This window comes from Flavobacterium algoriphilum, from assembly GCF_048158655.1.
GTDB lineage: Bacteria > Bacteroidota > Bacteroidia > Flavobacteriales > Flavobacteriaceae > Flavobacterium > Flavobacterium algoriphilum.
Map to the genome: position 1 here is coordinate 128,193 of NZ_JBLNKY010000006.1, position 16,199 is coordinate 144,391.

At 35.1% G+C, this 16,199-nt stretch carries 16 protein-coding genes; 12 read left to right on the forward strand and 4 right to left on the reverse strand.

The genetic code is table 11. The features are described from left to right. The first annotated feature begins 205 nt into the window (after positions 1-205). From hisS to ACM55G_RS11610, 9 genes are all read left to right on the forward strand, one after another. Entirely contained in the window at positions 206-1,576 is a 1,371-nt protein-coding gene (gene hisS / locus ACM55G_RS11570) for a histidine--tRNA ligase (RefSeq protein WP_416844084.1), read from the forward strand. Between the two features lie 297 nt (positions 1,577-1,873). Then, entirely contained in the window at positions 1,874-2,452 is a 579-nt protein-coding gene (locus ACM55G_RS11575) for a nucleotide exchange factor GrpE (RefSeq protein ID WP_416844085.1), read from the forward strand. Between the two features lie 44 nt (positions 2,453-2,496). Further along, entirely contained in the window at positions 2,497-3,612 is a 1,116-nt protein-coding gene (dnaJ, locus tag ACM55G_RS11580; RefSeq protein ID WP_416844086.1) for a molecular chaperone DnaJ, read from the forward strand. 146 nt (positions 3,613-3,758) lie between these two features. Continuing rightward, positions 3,759-4,679 (forward strand): ABC transporter ATP-binding protein, encoded by a 921-nt coding sequence (locus ACM55G_RS11585; protein WP_416844087.1) that lies wholly within the window; start codon positions 3,759-3,761, stop codon positions 4,677-4,679. A gap of 78 nt (positions 4,680-4,757) precedes the next feature. Next, complete coding sequence (locus ACM55G_RS11590) at positions 4,758-6,074, forward strand: ABC transporter permease (RefSeq protein WP_416844088.1); 1,317 nt, start codon at positions 4,758-4,760, stop codon at positions 6,072-6,074. Positions 6,075-6,211: 137 nt separating this feature from the next. After that, positions 6,212-7,375: a sigma-54-dependent transcriptional regulator gene (locus tag ACM55G_RS11595; protein ID WP_416844089.1), complete on the forward strand. Its 1,164-nt coding sequence runs from the start codon at positions 6,212-6,214 to the stop codon at positions 7,373-7,375. 86 nt (positions 7,376-7,461) lie between these two features. Then, positions 7,462-8,196: a DEAD/DEAH box helicase gene (locus tag ACM55G_RS11600; RefSeq protein ID WP_416844090.1), complete on the forward strand. Its 735-nt coding sequence runs from the start codon at positions 7,462-7,464 to the stop codon at positions 8,194-8,196. 16 nt (positions 8,197-8,212) lie between these two features. Then, complete coding sequence (locus ACM55G_RS11605) at positions 8,213-8,431, forward strand: DUF2007 domain-containing protein (RefSeq protein ID WP_416844091.1); 219 nt, start codon at positions 8,213-8,215, stop codon at positions 8,429-8,431. Positions 8,432-8,454: 23 nt separating this feature from the next. Continuing rightward, a complete protein-coding gene (locus tag ACM55G_RS11610) occupies positions 8,455-9,252 on the forward strand; it encodes a Cof-type HAD-IIB family hydrolase (RefSeq protein WP_416844092.1) in 798 nt (265 codons plus the stop codon). Positions 9,253-9,639: 387 nt separating this feature from the next. Here the strand turns inward: ACM55G_RS11610 and ACM55G_RS11615 are convergent, their stop codons facing one another. Continuing rightward, positions 9,640-9,813, reverse strand: a complete 174-nt coding sequence (locus ACM55G_RS11615) for a hypothetical protein (RefSeq protein WP_416844093.1) — start codon at positions 9,811-9,813, stop codon at positions 9,640-9,642. Further along, positions 9,797-10,048, reverse strand: coding sequence for a hypothetical protein (locus ACM55G_RS11620; protein WP_416844094.1), 252 nt, complete (start codon positions 10,046-10,048; stop codon positions 9,797-9,799). The genes ACM55G_RS11615 and ACM55G_RS11620 overlap by 17 nt, the downstream gene beginning before the upstream one ends. A gap of 121 nt (positions 10,049-10,169) precedes the next feature. Here ACM55G_RS11620 and mtaB point away from each other — a divergent pair, with 121 nt between their 5' ends. After that, positions 10,170-11,498 (forward strand): tRNA (N(6)-L-threonylcarbamoyladenosine(37)-C(2))-methylthiotransferase MtaB, encoded by a 1,329-nt coding sequence (gene mtaB, locus ACM55G_RS11625; protein ID WP_416844095.1) that lies wholly within the window; start codon positions 10,170-10,172, stop codon positions 11,496-11,498. 250 nt (positions 11,499-11,748) lie between these two features. Here mtaB and ACM55G_RS11630 read toward each other — a convergent pair whose 3' ends face one another. Together ACM55G_RS11630 and ACM55G_RS11635 are read right to left on the reverse strand one after the other, a co-directional pair. Beyond that, positions 11,749-12,465, reverse strand: coding sequence for a 3-ketoacyl-ACP reductase (locus ACM55G_RS11630; protein ID WP_416844096.1), 717 nt, complete (start codon positions 12,463-12,465; stop codon positions 11,749-11,751). 133 nt (positions 12,466-12,598) lie between these two features. Beyond that, positions 12,599-13,435, reverse strand: coding sequence for a DUF6929 family protein (locus ACM55G_RS11635; protein ID WP_416844097.1), 837 nt, complete (start codon positions 13,433-13,435; stop codon positions 12,599-12,601). Positions 13,436-13,630: 195 nt separating this feature from the next. Between ACM55G_RS11635 and ACM55G_RS11640 the strand changes: the two genes are divergently transcribed. Both ACM55G_RS11640 and ACM55G_RS11645 read left to right on the forward strand, forming a co-directional pair. After that, a complete protein-coding gene (locus tag ACM55G_RS11640) occupies positions 13,631-14,512 on the forward strand; it encodes a PPK2 family polyphosphate kinase (RefSeq protein WP_416844098.1) in 882 nt (293 codons plus the stop codon). Positions 14,513-14,698: 186 nt separating this feature from the next. Beyond that, positions 14,699-16,147, forward strand: a complete 1,449-nt coding sequence (locus ACM55G_RS11645; RefSeq protein WP_416844099.1) for a PhoX family protein — start codon at positions 14,699-14,701, stop codon at positions 16,145-16,147. Positions 16,148-16,199 lie beyond the last annotated feature (52 nt).

A 16,199-nucleotide genomic window follows, 5' to 3' on the forward strand; every position in this document is an offset into this window, starting at 1 on the left:
TTCCTTTGGTCGCTCTTTCAGGCAAGAAAACAATATTATTTTTCATGTCCCTATTTCCGCTGTAATCTGGGCTAGGCATCAGGGAATAAAATGCGAAAATTTGTAAACAGATTTATTTTAAAAATAAGATATTTGCAAAGAATTGGAATTAGGAGTTTTTCAACAATTCCTAAATCTGAAAATCTAAAAATCCAATAATCAAAAAATGGCATCAAAACCAAGTATTCCAAAAGGGACTAGAGATTTCTCACCAACCGAGGTGGCAAAACGTCAATATATCATTCAGATTATAAAAAGTAATTTCGAGAAATTTGGTTTCCAACCTATAGAAACACCTTCATTTGAAAACTCCGAAACCTTAATGGGGAAATACGGAGAAGAAGGCGATCGTTTGATTTTCAAAATATTAAATTCCGGAGATTATTTGGCTAAAGCCAATGCAAGTCATTTAGAAAGTAAAGACAGTACTAAATTAACGGCAAGTATTTCTGAGAAAGCCTTGCGTTATGATTTAACGGTTCCGTTTGCCCGTTATGTAGTACAACATCAAAACGAAATTGAATTTCCATTCAAAAGATACCAAATTCAGCCCGTTTGGCGTGCTGATCGTCCGCAAAAAGGGCGTTTCAGAGAGTTTTTTCAATGTGATGCTGATGTTGTGGGTTCTAAATCGTTATGGCAGGAAGTGGAGTTGGTTCAACTATATGACACTGTTTTTACGACTTTGGGTTTAGAAGGGGTAACTATCAAAATCAACAACAGAAAAATTTTATCAGGTATTGCTGAGGTTATTGGCGCCTCAGATAAATTAATAGATTTCACAGTAGCGCTTGATAAACTCGATAAAATAGGCGAGGACGGCGTGAAAAAAGAAATGATAGAGAAAGGCATTTCTGAAGAAGCTATTGAAAAAGTACAACCGTTATTTAATTTTACCGGAACTATTTCGGAAAAAATAAACCAACTTTCAGTTTTGCTTGCGGAATCCAGTGAAGGAATGAAAGGAGTTGATGAGTTGCGTTTTATTTGTGACAACGTGATTAAACTTGGATTGTCAACTGCAATTTTAGATTTAGATGTAACACTGGCAAGAGGGTTGAATTATTATACAGGAGCAATTTTTGAAGTGGCCCCGCCAAAATCTGTTGCCATGGGATCCATTGGCGGTGGTGGAAGATACGATGATTTGACCGGAATTTTCGGACTCAAAAACATGAGTGGTGTTGGGGTTTCTTTTGGTTTGGACCGAATCTATTTGGTTATCGAAGAGTTGAATTTATTTCCTGAAACCGTAACAGCAACTTCCAAAGCGTTGTTTATTAATTATGGTGACACAGAAGCATTTTATGCGATGCAAGCGATGCAAAAATTAAGAGCGTCCGGCATAAAAGTAGAATTGTATCCTGATAACGCAAAGTTAGCCAAACAGTTTCAACATGCTGATAAACGAGGAATTCCTTTTGCTGTAATTGTAGGAGAGCAAGAAATTGAGTCTAATTCTTTTTCGCTTAAAAATTTAGTGACAGGAGAGCAGGTTTTACTGGATTATGAAGGTCTGAAAAAGATACTTTCATAATGACATTTGAACATAAAAAAAGCTTCGTTTTTAAAACGAAGCTTTTTTTAATATAGGGTAATATGAATTAATAATTTTTAGTGGGCAACCTTTTGTGTTTTCTTTAAAAGAAGACAATAACAAATTTATGTAATCTTTGTTAGTATAGTCTTAAAATTATATTAAAATTTCATCACAATACATTAAAATTATTTTGTGAAATTAATTCAAAAATAAAAGAGTGTTCCATAGTAAGGTGACAATTTGACATTTTATAAGATTTGGCAGTACTTTTGCAATCCAAAGAAAAGAATAAAAATGAAGTTTAAGAATTTTTTTAAAAACACAAGTAATATGACTACTGAAAATACAGAAATCGATCAAGAAATAGATGACCTAACATTAGAACAAAATGCGAATGGTGAGCAGCTTATTGTTGAGGAATTAGGTGTTGAAGAACAATTAACTCAAGACTTAGCCAAAGAGAAAGATAAGTATTTACGATTATTTGCTGAATTTGAAAATTACAAACGAAGAACTTCTAAAGAGCGTATCGAATTGTTTAAAACAGCAAATCAAGAAGTTTTACTTGCTATGTTACCTGTTTTAGATGATTTTGACAGAGCTATTGTAGAAATAAGCAAGTCCGAAGATGAAATTTTATTGAAAGGGGTGGAGCTTATTCATGAGAAATTAAAAAACACTTTAGTTTCTAAAGGATTAGAACAAGTTGAGGTTACAGCGGGAGATGCTTTTGACGCAGATTTTGCTGAAGCAATAACTCAAATTCCTGCGCCATCTGACAAAATGAAAGGTAAAATTGTCGATGTTCTTGAAAAAGGATATAAATTGGGAGATAAGATTATTCGTTTTCCAAAAGTTGTTATAGGGCAGTAGTAGAGACGCGATAAATCGCATCTGTACGACATAAAAAATCAAAAATGAAAAAAGACTTTTACGAAATATTAGGCATTTCAAAAAATGCTGATGCAGCCGAAATTAAAAAAGGCTACAGAAAACAAGCAATAGCGCATCATCCTGACAAAAACCCTGGAGACAAATCGGCAGAAGAAAAATTCAAATTAGCGGCCGAAGCATACGAAATACTAAGTGATCCGCAGAAAAAAGCCAAATACGATCAATACGGTCATCAAGCTTTTGATGGTTCAGGAGGTTTTGGTGGCGGTGGTCACGGCGGAATGAATATGGATGACATTTTCAGTCAGTTTGGAGATATTTTCGGAGGAGGTTTTGGTGGTTTCGGAGGCGGCGGAGGCGGCGGAGTTCGTCGTGCTAAAGGAAGCAACCTTCGTATCAAAGTAAAATTGACGCTGGAAGAAGTTGCTAATGGTGTGGAGAAAAAAGTAAAAGTAAAACGCAAGGTTCAGGCACCTGGAGTTAGCTACAAAACTTGTTCTACCTGTAACGGTCAAGGACAGGTAATGCGAGTTACCAATACGATTTTAGGTAGAATGCAATCTGCTTCTACGTGTCCTACTTGTAACGGTTCAGGTCAAATTTTAGATAAAAAACCGGCAGACGCGGATTCTCAAGGAATGATTCTTGAAGATGAAACGGTTTCAATAAAAATACCTGCAGGTGTTGTTGACGGAATGCAATTGAAAGTTTCCAATAAAGGAAACGATGCTCCCGGGAATAGTATTCCGGGTGATTTAATTGTTGCAATCGAAGAAATTGAGCATGAATTTTTGAAACGTGAAGGGGAGAATTTACATTTTGACTTATACATCAGTTTTGCTGAAGCAGTTTTGGGAATTTCGAAAGATATTGAAGCCATTAACGGAAAAGTGAGAATTAAACTTGAGGAAGGAATTCAATCCGGGAAAATCCTTAGATTAAAAGGAAAAGGAATTCCGAGTATAAACGGATATGGTAATGGAGATTTACTGGTACATGTAAATGTTTGGACACCAAAAACGCTTAACAAAGATCAAAAACAATTTTTTGAAAAAAATCTTAGTGATGAAAATTTTATTCCAAATCCGGAAAAATCAGATAAATCATTTTTCGAGAAAGTAAAAGATATGTTTTCATAATAAAAAACGATATAAACGCGATTTAGAACGTGTAATCTAAAATATATATTTCCCCATCCTTGTTAAAATAAGGATGGGTTTTTTATGAAACAATTCTAAGTATTTCGGTACTAATTATTTACTTTTACCACAATTAAAAATGCAGCATGAGTAATATACTTGAAGTTAATAAAGTCGTCAAGCAATACGGTGATTATGTGGCGCTTAACGAGCTTTCATTAACTGTTCCAAAGGGAAGTATCTACGGACTTTTAGGCCCAAACGGCGCCGGAAAAACATCACTTATCCGAATAATAAACCAAATTACATTACCGGATAGCGGCGAAATTATTTTGGACGGTGAAAAACTGCAACCCAAACATGTTCAATACATAGGGTATTTACCCGAAGAAAGAGGATTGTACAACACGATGAAAGTGGGGGAGCAATGCTTGTATTTGGCTCAAATGAAAGGACTTTCTAAGGCTGAAGCCAAGAAACAACTCGAATATTGGTTTGACAGATTGGAAATTCAAGGGTGGTGGAACAAGAAAGTTCAAGAGCTTTCTAAAGGAATGGCACAGAAAATTCAGTTTGTAGTGTGTGTGTTGCACAAACCAAAATTGTTGATTTTTGATGAGCCATTTTCTGGTTTTGATCCTGTAAATGCCAATATCATAAAAGATGAAATTTTGGCGCTGAGAGAAGAAGGCGCGACCATAATTTTCTCAACACATCGTATGGAAAGTGTAGAAGAATTATGTGATCATATTGCGCTGATTCATAAATCGAATAAACTGATTGAAGGAAAACTGGACGATGTCAAAAGACAATTTAAAACCAATAGTTTTGAAGTGGGCATTTTATCAGATAATGTAGAAGGTTTGATCTATGCTATTACACAGAAATTTACTGTAGGGCCGGCTAATTTTAAATCACTCAACAAAGAATTGAAACTGGAAATTCAACTTGGCAATGCGATGCCAAATGAATTGTTGAATATCCTGACACAACGCGGACAAGTGACGCACTTTGTAGAAAAAATACCCAGTGTAAATGATATTTTTATACAAACAGTAAGTAAATAGACTTCCTTAGACTTCTTAGATTTTTAGAAAATCTAAAGGTTTATAAATCTAAAATGGCTAACAATCTAATAATCTAAAATGTCTATAATAGCATTAATCATAAAAAGAGAATTTATTGCTAAAGTGCGCAATAAATCTTTTATTGTTATGACTTTTCTAAGTCCGTTACTATTTGTAGCAGTAGCTGCGTTTGTCGGGTATTTAAGTTCCATGAAAGCCGATACCAAACGCATCGCTATTCACGATGAATCGGGTTTGTTTGCAAAGGAATTCACTTCACAAAATGCTAAGAAAGGCGAATACAAATACCTTGATCTGTCTCAAATAGATTTAAAATTTCTGAAAGACAGCATCACCAACGAAAACTACGAAGGATTGTTATACATTCCAAATGAAAGCAATTCGAAAGATTTCGAAAATAAAATTCAATTTATTTCGAACGACAGTCCGAGTATTTCATTCATTGAAAGTGTCCAAGATGTAATTGCAAAGAAGTTGACCAAAACCAATTTGGAAAAAGCGCATCTCGATACATTAGCGATAAAAAATGCAGAATCTAAAGTCAATATCAGCTTAACAAAAGCATCAGGCGAAGAAAGTGTAAAAGGACTTAACGAAATAAAAATCGGAATTGGTGGCGCTTTTGGCTATCTTATCATGATGTTCATTATCATCTACGGCAACATGGTAATGCGAAGCGTTATAGAAGAAAAAACGAACCGAATTGTTGAAATCATCATTTCCTCCGTAAAACCATTTCAATTGATGATGGGGAAAATTGTAGGAACGGCATTAGCAGGATTATTGCAATTCGTCATTTGGGCAGCTATCGGATTATCCTTAATGTTTGCTGCGTCACTATTTTTTGGTGTAAATGTTGGACCAACCGCTAGAATTTCACCTGAATTAATGCATACCGCCCAACAAGAATTTGCCGGAACCGCCCAAATGTATATCAAGGAATTATGGAATTTACCCATTACAAGTATCTTGATTGGATTTGTGATTTATTTCATTGGCGGGTATCTTCTGTACAGTTCATTTTACGCAGCAATTGGAGCGGCAGTCGACAATCAAACCGACTCACAACAATTTCTTTTACCAATCATTATGCCATTAATGTTAAGTGTTTACATTGGTTTTTTTACTGTTATAAATGATCCACATGGGACAATTGCAATTATTTTTTCAATGATTCCGCTCACATCACCCATCGTTATGCTCATGCGAATCCCGTTTGGCGTACCTTGGTGGCAAATCGCGATATCAATAACACTATTATTCGGCACCTTCTTTTCAGTGGTTTGGTTTGCCGCCAAAATATACCGAGTAGGAATACTCATGTACGGCAAAAAACCAACATGGAACGAATTATACCGATGGTTGAAATATTAATGTCCAAATTCGTTTCAGCTTCCGTTAAAATTTAATTAATTTATGGAGCTATTTCCCGCTTTCCGTTGCAATCTTTTTATTTTTAAAGAAAAAATAAAAAGGATTTCCACTTTAATCGGGGCTAAAAAAATAAAAATATGTCAAAAATACTAATCATAGAAGACGAGGCCGCTATTCGAAGAGTGCTCACAAAAATACTCTCCGAAGAAAACGACACCTATCAGGTTGAAGAAGCCGAAGACGGTGCTGCAGGTTTTGAAAAAATAAAAAACAACGATTACGATTTGGTTTTGTGCGATATAAAAATGCCGAAAATGGACGGTGTTGAGGTTCTGGAAGCCGTCAAAAAAATCAAACCCGAAATTCCGATGGTTATGATTTCCGGTCATGGTGATATGGAAACGGCCATCAATACGATGCGTTTGGGTGCATTTGATTACATCTCAAAACCACCGGATTTAAATCGATTATTGAATACGGTTCGCAACGCTTTAGATAAAAAACAACTCGTAGTTGAAAATAAAATTCTGAAGAAAAAAGTCAGTAAAAACTACGAAATGATTGGCGAAAGCGACGCTATTAATCACATCAATGTAATGATTGATAAGGTTGCCCAAACTGAAGCTCGAGTTTTAATTACGGGACCAAATGGAACCGGAAAAGAGCTTGTTGCGCATCAATTACACGAAAGAAGTCAAAGAGCTAACTTTCCTTTAATCGAAGTGAATTGTGCTGCTATTCCATCGGAGTTGATAGAAAGTGAATTATTCGGTCACGTAAAAGGAGCATTTACATCGGCAGTGAAAGACCGTGCTGGAAAATTTGAAGCTGCAGATAAGGGAACTATTTTCTTGGATGAAATTGGTGATATGAGTCTTTCGGCGCAAGCCAAAGTATTGCGTGCTTTACAGGAAAGCATGATTACCAGAGTGGGAGCAGATAAAGATATTAAAGTCGATGTTCGCGTCGTAGCAGCGACCAATAAAGATTTAAAAAAAGAAATTGCCGAAGGGCGTTTCCGTGAGGATTTATACCATCGTTTGGCAGTTATCCTGATAAAAGTTCCATCGTTGAATGACAGGCGAGATGATATCCCAATGTTGATTTCATATTTTGCAGATAAAATTGCTTCTGAGCAAGGAAATGCTATAAAAAAGTTCTCAAAAGAAGCGATCCATTTATTGCAAGATTACGATTGGACAGGAAACATCCGTGAATTACGAAATGTAGTGGAACGCTTGATTATCCTTGGCGGAAGCGAAATTTCCGAGAATGATGTGAAGTTATTTGCATCAAAATAATTAAATAATTTAAAGATTAAATAATTTAAAAATTCGTGGAGTACTCCTTTAATTTTTGAATATTTAAATCTTTTAATCTAAAATAAATGAAACTAAAAAAAATAAACGAAGCGTTACAAGAAGCCTTAATTGAAAACGGTTTGAACGAGGCCAATGCAATGCAAAAAGAAACATTTTCGACAATGAAAAGTGGTTCGGATTGTATCATTATTGCACCAAAAGGAAGCGGGAAATCGACAACAATTGTGCTGAATGTAATCCAGAGACTGGCAGGCGCAACCGAAGAATCACCACGGGCGTTGATTATTGTCGAAGACAAAGCCAAAGTATTGGAAATGGAATCGCTTTTTGAAAAATACGGAAAGAATTCTAATTTAGAAGTTTATGGCGTTCATGATAAAGGGGATATGGAGTACGATAAGAATTATATTTCTAGCGGAATTGATGTGTTGATTGGGACTCCAAACAGGTTGAGTGAAATGTTCACAACAGCAGGTTTTAATGTAAACCGATTGAAAATGTTTATCCTTGATGATGCAGACCCAATCTTGAAATTGCGTCATGAAACTAAAATTATGCGTATTTCGAATAGCATTGTAAGAACTCAACGTATTATTTTTTCGGAACAATTGACAGAACGAATAGAAGTCCTTGCTGAAAAAATGCTAGTGGAGCCTTTTGAATTCGATTTTGATGGAGCCGAAGAGGAGGATGAAGAAGAAGATGAAGACGAAGATTTTGAGGAGGAAGAAGATTTTAAACATGAAATTGGAGATGACTTCGAAGAGCAAGAAGGAGATGAAGAAAATGGTAATAAATAATTAAATAAAGAATAAGATGGGATTAATGAAAGTGTTTTCGGGAAGTGAAATTTTAGCTTTAGCGTTACAACAGAGAATTGAAGCAATAGGAGTAGATACCGTTTTAAAAAATAATATACAATCAGCTCGATTAGGAGGTTTTGGAAATTCCGGCTTGGCAGTGGAATTGTTTGTTCAGGAAACCGAGTTTTCAAAAGTGAATCCCGTTATTGAAGAATTCAGAATGAGTATTTAAACATATTCACAATAAAAAATAGAATGAAATATAAAATGTTAGTTTTGGACATGGATGACACTTTGTTAACCGATGACCATATCATTTCAAACGAGAATAAAGCAATGTTGTTTAAGGCCCAAGAACTGGGAGTTTATGTTATTTTGGCATCTGGCAGACCAACACCTGCTATGATTGCTTACGCGAAAGAATTGCAATTGGATAATTCCTATATGATATCCTATAACGGCGCTGTAATTACTGATTTAAAAGAAGATAAAATCATTTTTGAGCAAACGCTAACCCAAGAACAAATCCATGATTTGTATGATTACAGTTTAAAAAGTAATACGCATATTATTACGTATCTTGACGGGAAAATTGTGAGTGAGACGGATTCTGAATACATTGAAATCGAAAAAAACATCACCGGTTTAGAACACAATAAAGTCCTTAGCTTTAAAGAGGAAGTTAAATCGGCAGCCATAAAATGTATTTTATTGGAAGAGCCAGCCTATCTCAAAGAAGTTGAAAAAGACTTAAGGGCTACCATGCCACATCTGAGTGTATGTATGTCAAAACCGTTTTTTCTGGAAGTTGCACAAAACGGAATTGATAAAGGTGCCAGCATCAAATTTTTAGCTGAAAAACTGAACATTCATCAAAGTGAAATCATAGCCGTTGGAAATGCAGGAAATGATTTAACCATGATCCAATATGCCGGATTAGGGGTATGGGTAGATAATGTAGATCCAGAATTAAGAGATCAAGGAGATGTTATTGTAGCTTCAAATAATGATCACGGTGTAGCTGAGGTGGTGAGACGGTTTATTTTGAATTAATTTTTTTTTAAGTGCACCATAAGACAAATATTCGATTTGTCTATTATTAAAATATCCGATAATTTACATGGTGCGCGATGTAAATTATCGGATATTTTAATAACAGTTCTTGTCTTGTTGTATGGTACGAAGAAAGAAATATTTGTCTACTGTTTTGTGGAGAAGTGGATAAACTGTTTTTAAGAGGGATTTATACCACTATAAAAAAAATCTTTTTAAGAAAAGAAAAAGTATGTTTTCTGAAATCTAAATAGTATCCTAAAAAGGGAACTATTTGAATTTTTTACTTGGATTTTTGCTAGTGCTGAAAACGGCTGTTATGATAATGTCTTTCTAATCAACACTGTATAGAACAACAAAAGGAAATTTTTTTACGACTGCTTGCCTTTATATTTTATGAACAACTTTGTATGTAGTGTAATTTAAAACGATTGATTTATAGCAGTTTTCTAATTCGTCAAGAAATCGTTCTCCGAGATTTTTGCGTCTGGATTCATAAAATTCATAAGTAACGATTGTATCAATATTAGCTCGAAAAGTAAATTTAAGATTTCTTTTCATTGTAGCTTTTTCTGGCATTGATTTTTATCTCTTCCCAAGTGAATGAAGGCTCTTCTCCAGAATAGTATTTTTCGGTCGCTTCTTCTAAAACTAATTTCTGTTCAGTAGTTAATTCATATTCAGAAGTTTCGTCATTCAAGATACTTTTTATGTAGTCCAATGTGTTTTGGTCTTCTAAATGAATAATTTTTTCAATTAACTCTAGTTTATCTTTTTGTAAATTAGTTGATTGCATAATATTAGTATAAATTATTTGTACTACAAATATAAATAATATGAGCTTTAAAGTATAAATTTTTGTTCGTAAATTTGCGCACTCAATTTTTTGACAACGATTTCATTAATTGAGTTATCTTATGGAAAACAGAAAAAAAGTTGCTTTTTATACGCTTGGTTGCAAATTGAATTTTTCGGAAACTTCTACGATTGCCCGTAATCTTCAAGACGAGGGTTTTGATCGGGTAGATTTTGAGGAAGTGGCTGATATGTATGTGATTAATACGTGTTCGGTGACGGAAAATGCAGATAAGCAGTTCAAGCAAGTGGTGCGAAAAGCAATGAAATTGAATGATAAAGCATTTGTCGCGGCAGTAGGGTGTTATGCGCAATTGAAACCGGAAGAATTAGCTGCTGTTGATGGAGTGGATTTAGTTCTTGGTGCAACTGAGAAATTTAAATTGGCCGATTATATTAATGATTTGTCCAAAAATGATTTTGGAGAAGTACATTCCTGTGAGATTGCCGAAGCCGATTTTTATGTGGGAAGTTATTCGATAGGAGACAGAACGCGTGCTTTCTTGAAAGTGCAGGACGGTTGCGATTATAAATGCACCTATTGTACGATTCCATTAGCAAGAGGAATTTCGAGAAGTGATGAACTGGAAAATGTATTGAAAAATGCAGCTGAAATTTCAAAACAAAATATCAAGGAAATTGTGCTTACTGGTGTAAATATTGGCGATTACGGTAAAGGGGAATTTGGAAATAAAAAACACGAACATACATTCTTAGAATTAGTTCAGGAATTAGACAAAGTGGAAGGTATCGAAAGACTGCGAATCTCCTCTATTGAACCGAATTTATTGAAAAATGAAACGATAGAATTTGTGTCGAAAAGCAGGACTTTTGTGCCGCATTTTCATATTCCGTTGCAATCCGGGAGCAATGATATTTTGAAGTTGATGAAACGTCGGTACCAACGTGAAGTATATACGGAAAGAGTAAATAAGATTCGGGAAGTCATGCCGCACGCTTGTATTGGTGTGGATGTGATTGTTGGTTTTCCGGGTGAAACTGATGAGCATTTCTTAGAAACCTATCATTTCTTGAATGATATGGATATTTCGTATTTGCATGTTTTCACGTATTCAGAGCGTGATAATACCGAAGCGGCAGTAATGGAAGGTGTTGTTCCTGGAAATGTTCGTGCCAAGCGCAGCAAAATGATGCGCGGTTTATCGGTTAAAAAACGTCGTGCTTTTTATGAAAGTCAATTGGGAACTAACAGAACTGTTTTGTTTGAAAGCGAAAATAAAGAAGGGTATATTCACGGTTTTACCGAAAATTACGTGAAAGTAAAAACGCCTTGGAATCCGGAATTGGTAAATACATTACATGAAATCAATTTGACAAAAATTGATGAAGATGGAAGTGTACGAATGGATTTTGTTACGGCTTTGGTTTAATTACTAAACATATAAGTCACATAAGTTTTTAGGACTAATCAGGACTTTAATTAACAAAGAGATTAAGAAACTAATGAGGATATTAAAATAATAACTCGAAAGTTTTTTAACCATTAAGAGATTAAGAAAATTAAGCGTAAGACTTAATGACCCGAGCGATAGCGAACAGGCGAAGCAAACTTAATTTCTTAATGGTTTTTTTATTAGATATTTGTCATCCGACTTTAAGACTTTTGACTTTCGACTACTTTTAAGGATTCGTAGACCAAATACTACTGTTTTTGATGAAAACGCGTCGGTTTAATTTGAGTTGCGCAATGATTAATTCGGCCATGTCTTCTGCTTGCATTACTTTTTCCGGATTTCCATCGGTCAGTTTTAAATCTTTGGCCATTTCGGTGGCAACGGTGCTCGGTGTTAATGCCGTCACGCGAATATTGTGCTTACGGACTTCTTGCATCAGCGATTCAGTCAATCCTAAGACTGCGAATTTAGAAGCGCTATAGGCACTGGTTAAAGCATTTCCGCTTAATCCTGCTGTGGAGGAAATATTGATGATATCACCCATTTGTCTTTCGATCATATTGGGCAAAACGGCACGGGTTATATAATACGTTCCCATCAGGTTTACCTGAATGATGCGTTCCCAATCGGTTGGTTCTAATTCTAAAAATTTTCCAAAAGCTGCTATTCCGGCATTGTTGATTAAGATATCAATAGTTCCAAATTCAGCTAAGGCTTTGGCAACGGCAGCGTTTACCGAATTCATATCGGCAACATCAGCGGTTATTGCCAGTGCTTTTACTCTTAAAGAGCGTGCTTTTGCAGCTACGCTGTCAATTTCCTCTTGTGTTCTGGCAACCAAAATCACATTTACACCTTCTTTGGCTAAGGCCAAAGCGATCGCTTTTCCAATTCCTTTTCCTGCCCCCGTAATCAGGGCATTTTTATTTTTTAAGTCTGTCATTTTATCAATTATTGGGAAGCCAATATAGGGCTTCGTTTACAGTAAAAGTACCTCGTTTTATATTTGAAATCTATTTTGGGTTTCTATTTAATTTAAATTTAACGTTATAGTGTTTTGACTGAAACGAATATTTTTAATATAATAGACTCCTTTTTAAATCCAAAGTCAATTTGTAAATGTCTGTTTCTAAAGCTTCGGTGTCTTTGTCTTCACAAAGTAGGAACTCGATTTTTTCTTTTGAATGTGTATATACAGTTAATCCTTCAAATTTATGAGTTTCTGAAATTTTTTGGGTAAATGCAACTTCGAAAGTGTCTAATGATAAAGCTCCGATGAAACTTCCAAATACTTCACCATCCTCATAGGTTGAGGTCGTGTTTTCTACCGCTGCCAAGAAATAGATTTTATCTTCCACATGAATTGCATCGGTAAAGGTAGCTTCAATGTTTTGGATTTCTGGCAATTGGATTGGAACAAAGCGAATATCATTTCCATCTTTGTCTAAAATAAAAATACCGTTTTTGGATTGTGCTCCATTTCCTCGCTGAAACAAATGCCATTTTTCGTTGTGAAATAAAGCGCCTTCTATATTTAAATCTGCATCCGAAATAGAAGCAGTTTGTTTTAGTTTTTCATAAATGGCAGACAAATCTTTGTCTTCTATTGCTCCAGAAGTAAGATCGTAACTGATGCGTTTGTTTCTATTTGAAGTGGAACCAGAACCAAAAAGATAGATTTTATTTCCTTTTTGGGTTATGGATTCAAAATCGAATTTGTCTTTTTTAGGAATGTTTTCCTGACTGTTTTCGAAGAGCTTTATTTTATGGAGTTCTTTTTCTTTGATGTCATATTCGTAAAGAAAAGAGCTGTTGTCAGCGATTATAAATAAGGAATCGTCTTTGCGAATGAGCCCTGAAGCGGAACCAATCCCTTTGATTTGAAATAGGAATTCGAGTTGAAATTGTAGCATATTGTTTATTTTGGAAAGAAGTGTCCTAGCCCTTATGGAAGCGGTATCCTTTTTAGTCCTGAATTTGTTTCAGGATAGTGAAACAGGTTAAGGACTAGAAAGATACAAGTGTACAGCAGGAAATAGCTCCTGAAATTCATCAGGATAATTCCCTAATATTTCTTATATTTGAGATGCAAAGATAAATTATTTCTTATGAAGTCTATAAAACCCGATGATTTTAAAGTGATTGGCAAAATTGAATTGTCTCAAATTCCTACGAACTTGTTTAGCAAAGCCGATGATGATGATAAAGAAGAGAAACTGGAGAAAGTGCAAGGGAAATTGAGCGAAATACAAGATGTGATGTATGCACACAATCGCTATGGTGTTTTGGTCTGTTTGCAAGGCATGGATACCTCGGGGAAGGATAGTATGATTCGGGAAGTTTTTAAGGAATTTAACTCCCGTGGGGTGGTTGTTCATAGTTTTAAAACACCAAATTCAAGCGAGTTAGAACATGATTATTTGTGGAGACATTATTTGGTTTTACCTGAAAAAGGGAAGTTTACGGTTTTTAACAGATCGCATTATGAAAACGTTTTGGTCACCAGAGTGCATCCGGAATATATTATGAATGAAAATTTGCCAGGAATTGATAGCGTTTCAGCAATTACTGAAACATTTTGGGAAAATAGAATGCAGCAAATCAATAATTTTGAGAAGCACATTACTCAAAATGGAACGATTATGCTGAAATTCTTTTTACATATAAGTAAAGAAGAGCAACGACAACGCTTGTTACGCCGACTGGAAGAACAAAAACACAACTGGAAATTCTCAACCGGTGATTTAAAAGAAAGAGAACGTTGGGACGATTATATGCATTATTACGAAGAAGCAATTAATAATACATCTACTGATTATGCACCTTGGTACGTTATTCCTGCCGATGATAAAGAAATGGCCCGCTATATTGTAGCCAAAATTATTTGGGAAGAAATGCAAAAACATACCGATATTAAAGAACCCGAAATGGATGAAAAAATCAGGGAGAATATTGAAATGTATAAAGAAATGCTTAAGAAAGAGAAATAGTTTAATGATTTTCTCATGAAAGTTATTTCAAGTTTATCATTGTATTACGGTATTGTTAGTATGTAAATTTATTGTTTTTTAGAGTTGGAAACCCTAGTTAACTCTTAGCTTTTTGTTAATGTTCGGTTCATTTGAAGTTAAAATTCAGTGCGTTTCTTTGCCTTGAATTTAAAACTATCGACCAAGATGAAAAGAATTATTTTACCAATGTTATTTTTAGCTTCATTAATCTCTTGTGAGAATGATGCTAAATCTTCAAATGAAACTACGGATGTAGTTTTAGTAAACCAATCTGTAACTCCAGTATTATTGAAAAAGCAAGCTGGTTTTGAAAGCTTAGAACTTTTTTCACTGATTACTTCAGATGATGTTTTGGCAGGGAGTCCAAATTATGTTTTTGGTGGCTCAGCTGACGGCTCAGGATTGTTGAAAAATTCAGATGGAACTTTTACTTTTTTAGTAAATCAAGAAGATAACTTTGCGGTTTCCAGAATTACATTAGACAAAACATTCAAACCTACAAAAGGAGAATATTTGTTGAACTCTAATGGAGGAACTTGGAGATTATGTGGTGCTACGATGGCAACAGTCGCTGAACATGGTTTTGGGCCACTTTATTTAACGAGTGGTGAATCAGGTGAAGAATCTCGTACTCATGCTCTAAATCCTTATGGAGATGTTGGGTCAGCAGCTGTTTCTAAAGAATTGCCGGGCTTAGGAAGATTAAGCGCGGAGAATGCTTTGCCTTTAAAAAAGACTGCCTTTACAGGAAAAACGGTTGTTGTAATAGGTGATGATGATTCTGGTACTTATGGAGGTCAGGTATTTATGTACGTTTCCAATACGGTTGGTGATTTAGCGAATGGTTCTTTATACATGATGAAAAGAACAGATGAAAATCAAAGAGAAAAAGATATGGCTGTAGGACAAACGTATACTGTTTCGTTTGTGAAAATCGAAAATCATACTAGTATGACAGGAGCCCAAATTAACGCATCGGTAAATACGCTAAAAGCAATTAAATTTGGTAGAGTAGAAGACTTAGATTATAGAAAAGGAGGCGATGCAGCTGATCGTGAAATTTACTTTAATGTTACAGGACAAAATACTACTGGAACTAATGCGGATGCTTCAAGAACGAAGTATGGTAGAGTTTACAAATTGAATTTAGACGCTGCAAATCCGTTGACTGGAACTTTACAAGTAATCCTTGATGGTGATGATCGTACTGGAGTTGCCGGAAAATTTCAAAATCCAGATAATATTTGCGTGACAAAAAACTATGTATATGTGCAAGAAGACGCTAATGGATATGGAGACGAAACCCACGACGGTTACATTTATCAATATAATATTGCTACCAAGGCATTAAAAGTTGTCGTAGAGTTAGATCACCGTCGTACCGCTATAGATGCTGCAAAATATAATGTTGGAGGAACTTCTAAATTTGGAGATTGGGAATATGGAGCATTAATTGATGTATCGGAACAAGTAGGCATTGACGATACCTTTTTATTAAGTGTTCAACCACATACCTGGAGAGGAACAAAATATAAAGGAGTTGATGGAGGAACCAATCGTCCAAATGAAGATCAAGCCAGTCAAATTGTAATTATCAAAGGACTTGCTAGATAATTTAGCTCTAAATTAAATAGTTACAAAATCCACGGTTTCTTATTAGGAATCG

Coding starts and splice junctions, on each gene's coding strand:
- hisS (WP_416844084.1), top strand. CDS start 206: ATGGCATCAAAACCAAGTATTCCAAAAGGGACTAGAGATTTCTCACCA.
- ACM55G_RS11575 (WP_416844085.1), top strand. CDS start 1,874: ATGAAGTTTAAGAATTTTTTTAAAAACACAAGTAATATGACTACTGAA.
- dnaJ (WP_416844086.1), top strand. CDS start 2,497: ATGAAAAAAGACTTTTACGAAATATTAGGCATTTCAAAAAATGCTGAT.
- ACM55G_RS11585 (WP_416844087.1), top strand. CDS start 3,759: ATGAGTAATATACTTGAAGTTAATAAAGTCGTCAAGCAATACGGTGAT.
- ACM55G_RS11590 (WP_416844088.1), top strand. CDS start 4,758: ATGTCTATAATAGCATTAATCATAAAAAGAGAATTTATTGCTAAAGTG.
- ACM55G_RS11595 (WP_416844089.1), top strand. CDS start 6,212: ATGTCAAAAATACTAATCATAGAAGACGAGGCCGCTATTCGAAGAGTG.
- ACM55G_RS11600 (WP_416844090.1), top strand. CDS start 7,462: ATGAAACTAAAAAAAATAAACGAAGCGTTACAAGAAGCCTTAATTGAA.
- ACM55G_RS11605 (WP_416844091.1), top strand. CDS start 8,213: ATGGGATTAATGAAAGTGTTTTCGGGAAGTGAAATTTTAGCTTTAGCG.
- ACM55G_RS11610 (WP_416844092.1), top strand. CDS start 8,455: ATGAAATATAAAATGTTAGTTTTGGACATGGATGACACTTTGTTAACC.
- ACM55G_RS11615 (WP_416844093.1), bottom strand. CDS start 9,813: ATGAAAAGAAATCTTAAATTTACTTTTCGAGCTAATATTGATACAATC.
- ACM55G_RS11620 (WP_416844094.1), bottom strand. CDS start 10,048: ATGCAATCAACTAATTTACAAAAAGATAAACTAGAGTTAATTGAAAAA.
- mtaB (WP_416844095.1), top strand. CDS start 10,170: ATGGAAAACAGAAAAAAAGTTGCTTTTTATACGCTTGGTTGCAAATTG.
- ACM55G_RS11630 (WP_416844096.1), bottom strand. CDS start 12,465: ATGACAGACTTAAAAAATAAAAATGCCCTGATTACGGGGGCAGGAAAA.
- ACM55G_RS11635 (WP_416844097.1), bottom strand. CDS start 13,435: ATGCTACAATTTCAACTCGAATTCCTATTTCAAATCAAAGGGATTGGT.
- ACM55G_RS11640 (WP_416844098.1), top strand. CDS start 13,631: ATGAAGTCTATAAAACCCGATGATTTTAAAGTGATTGGCAAAATTGAA.
- ACM55G_RS11645 (WP_416844099.1), top strand. CDS start 14,699: ATGAAAAGAATTATTTTACCAATGTTATTTTTAGCTTCATTAATCTCT.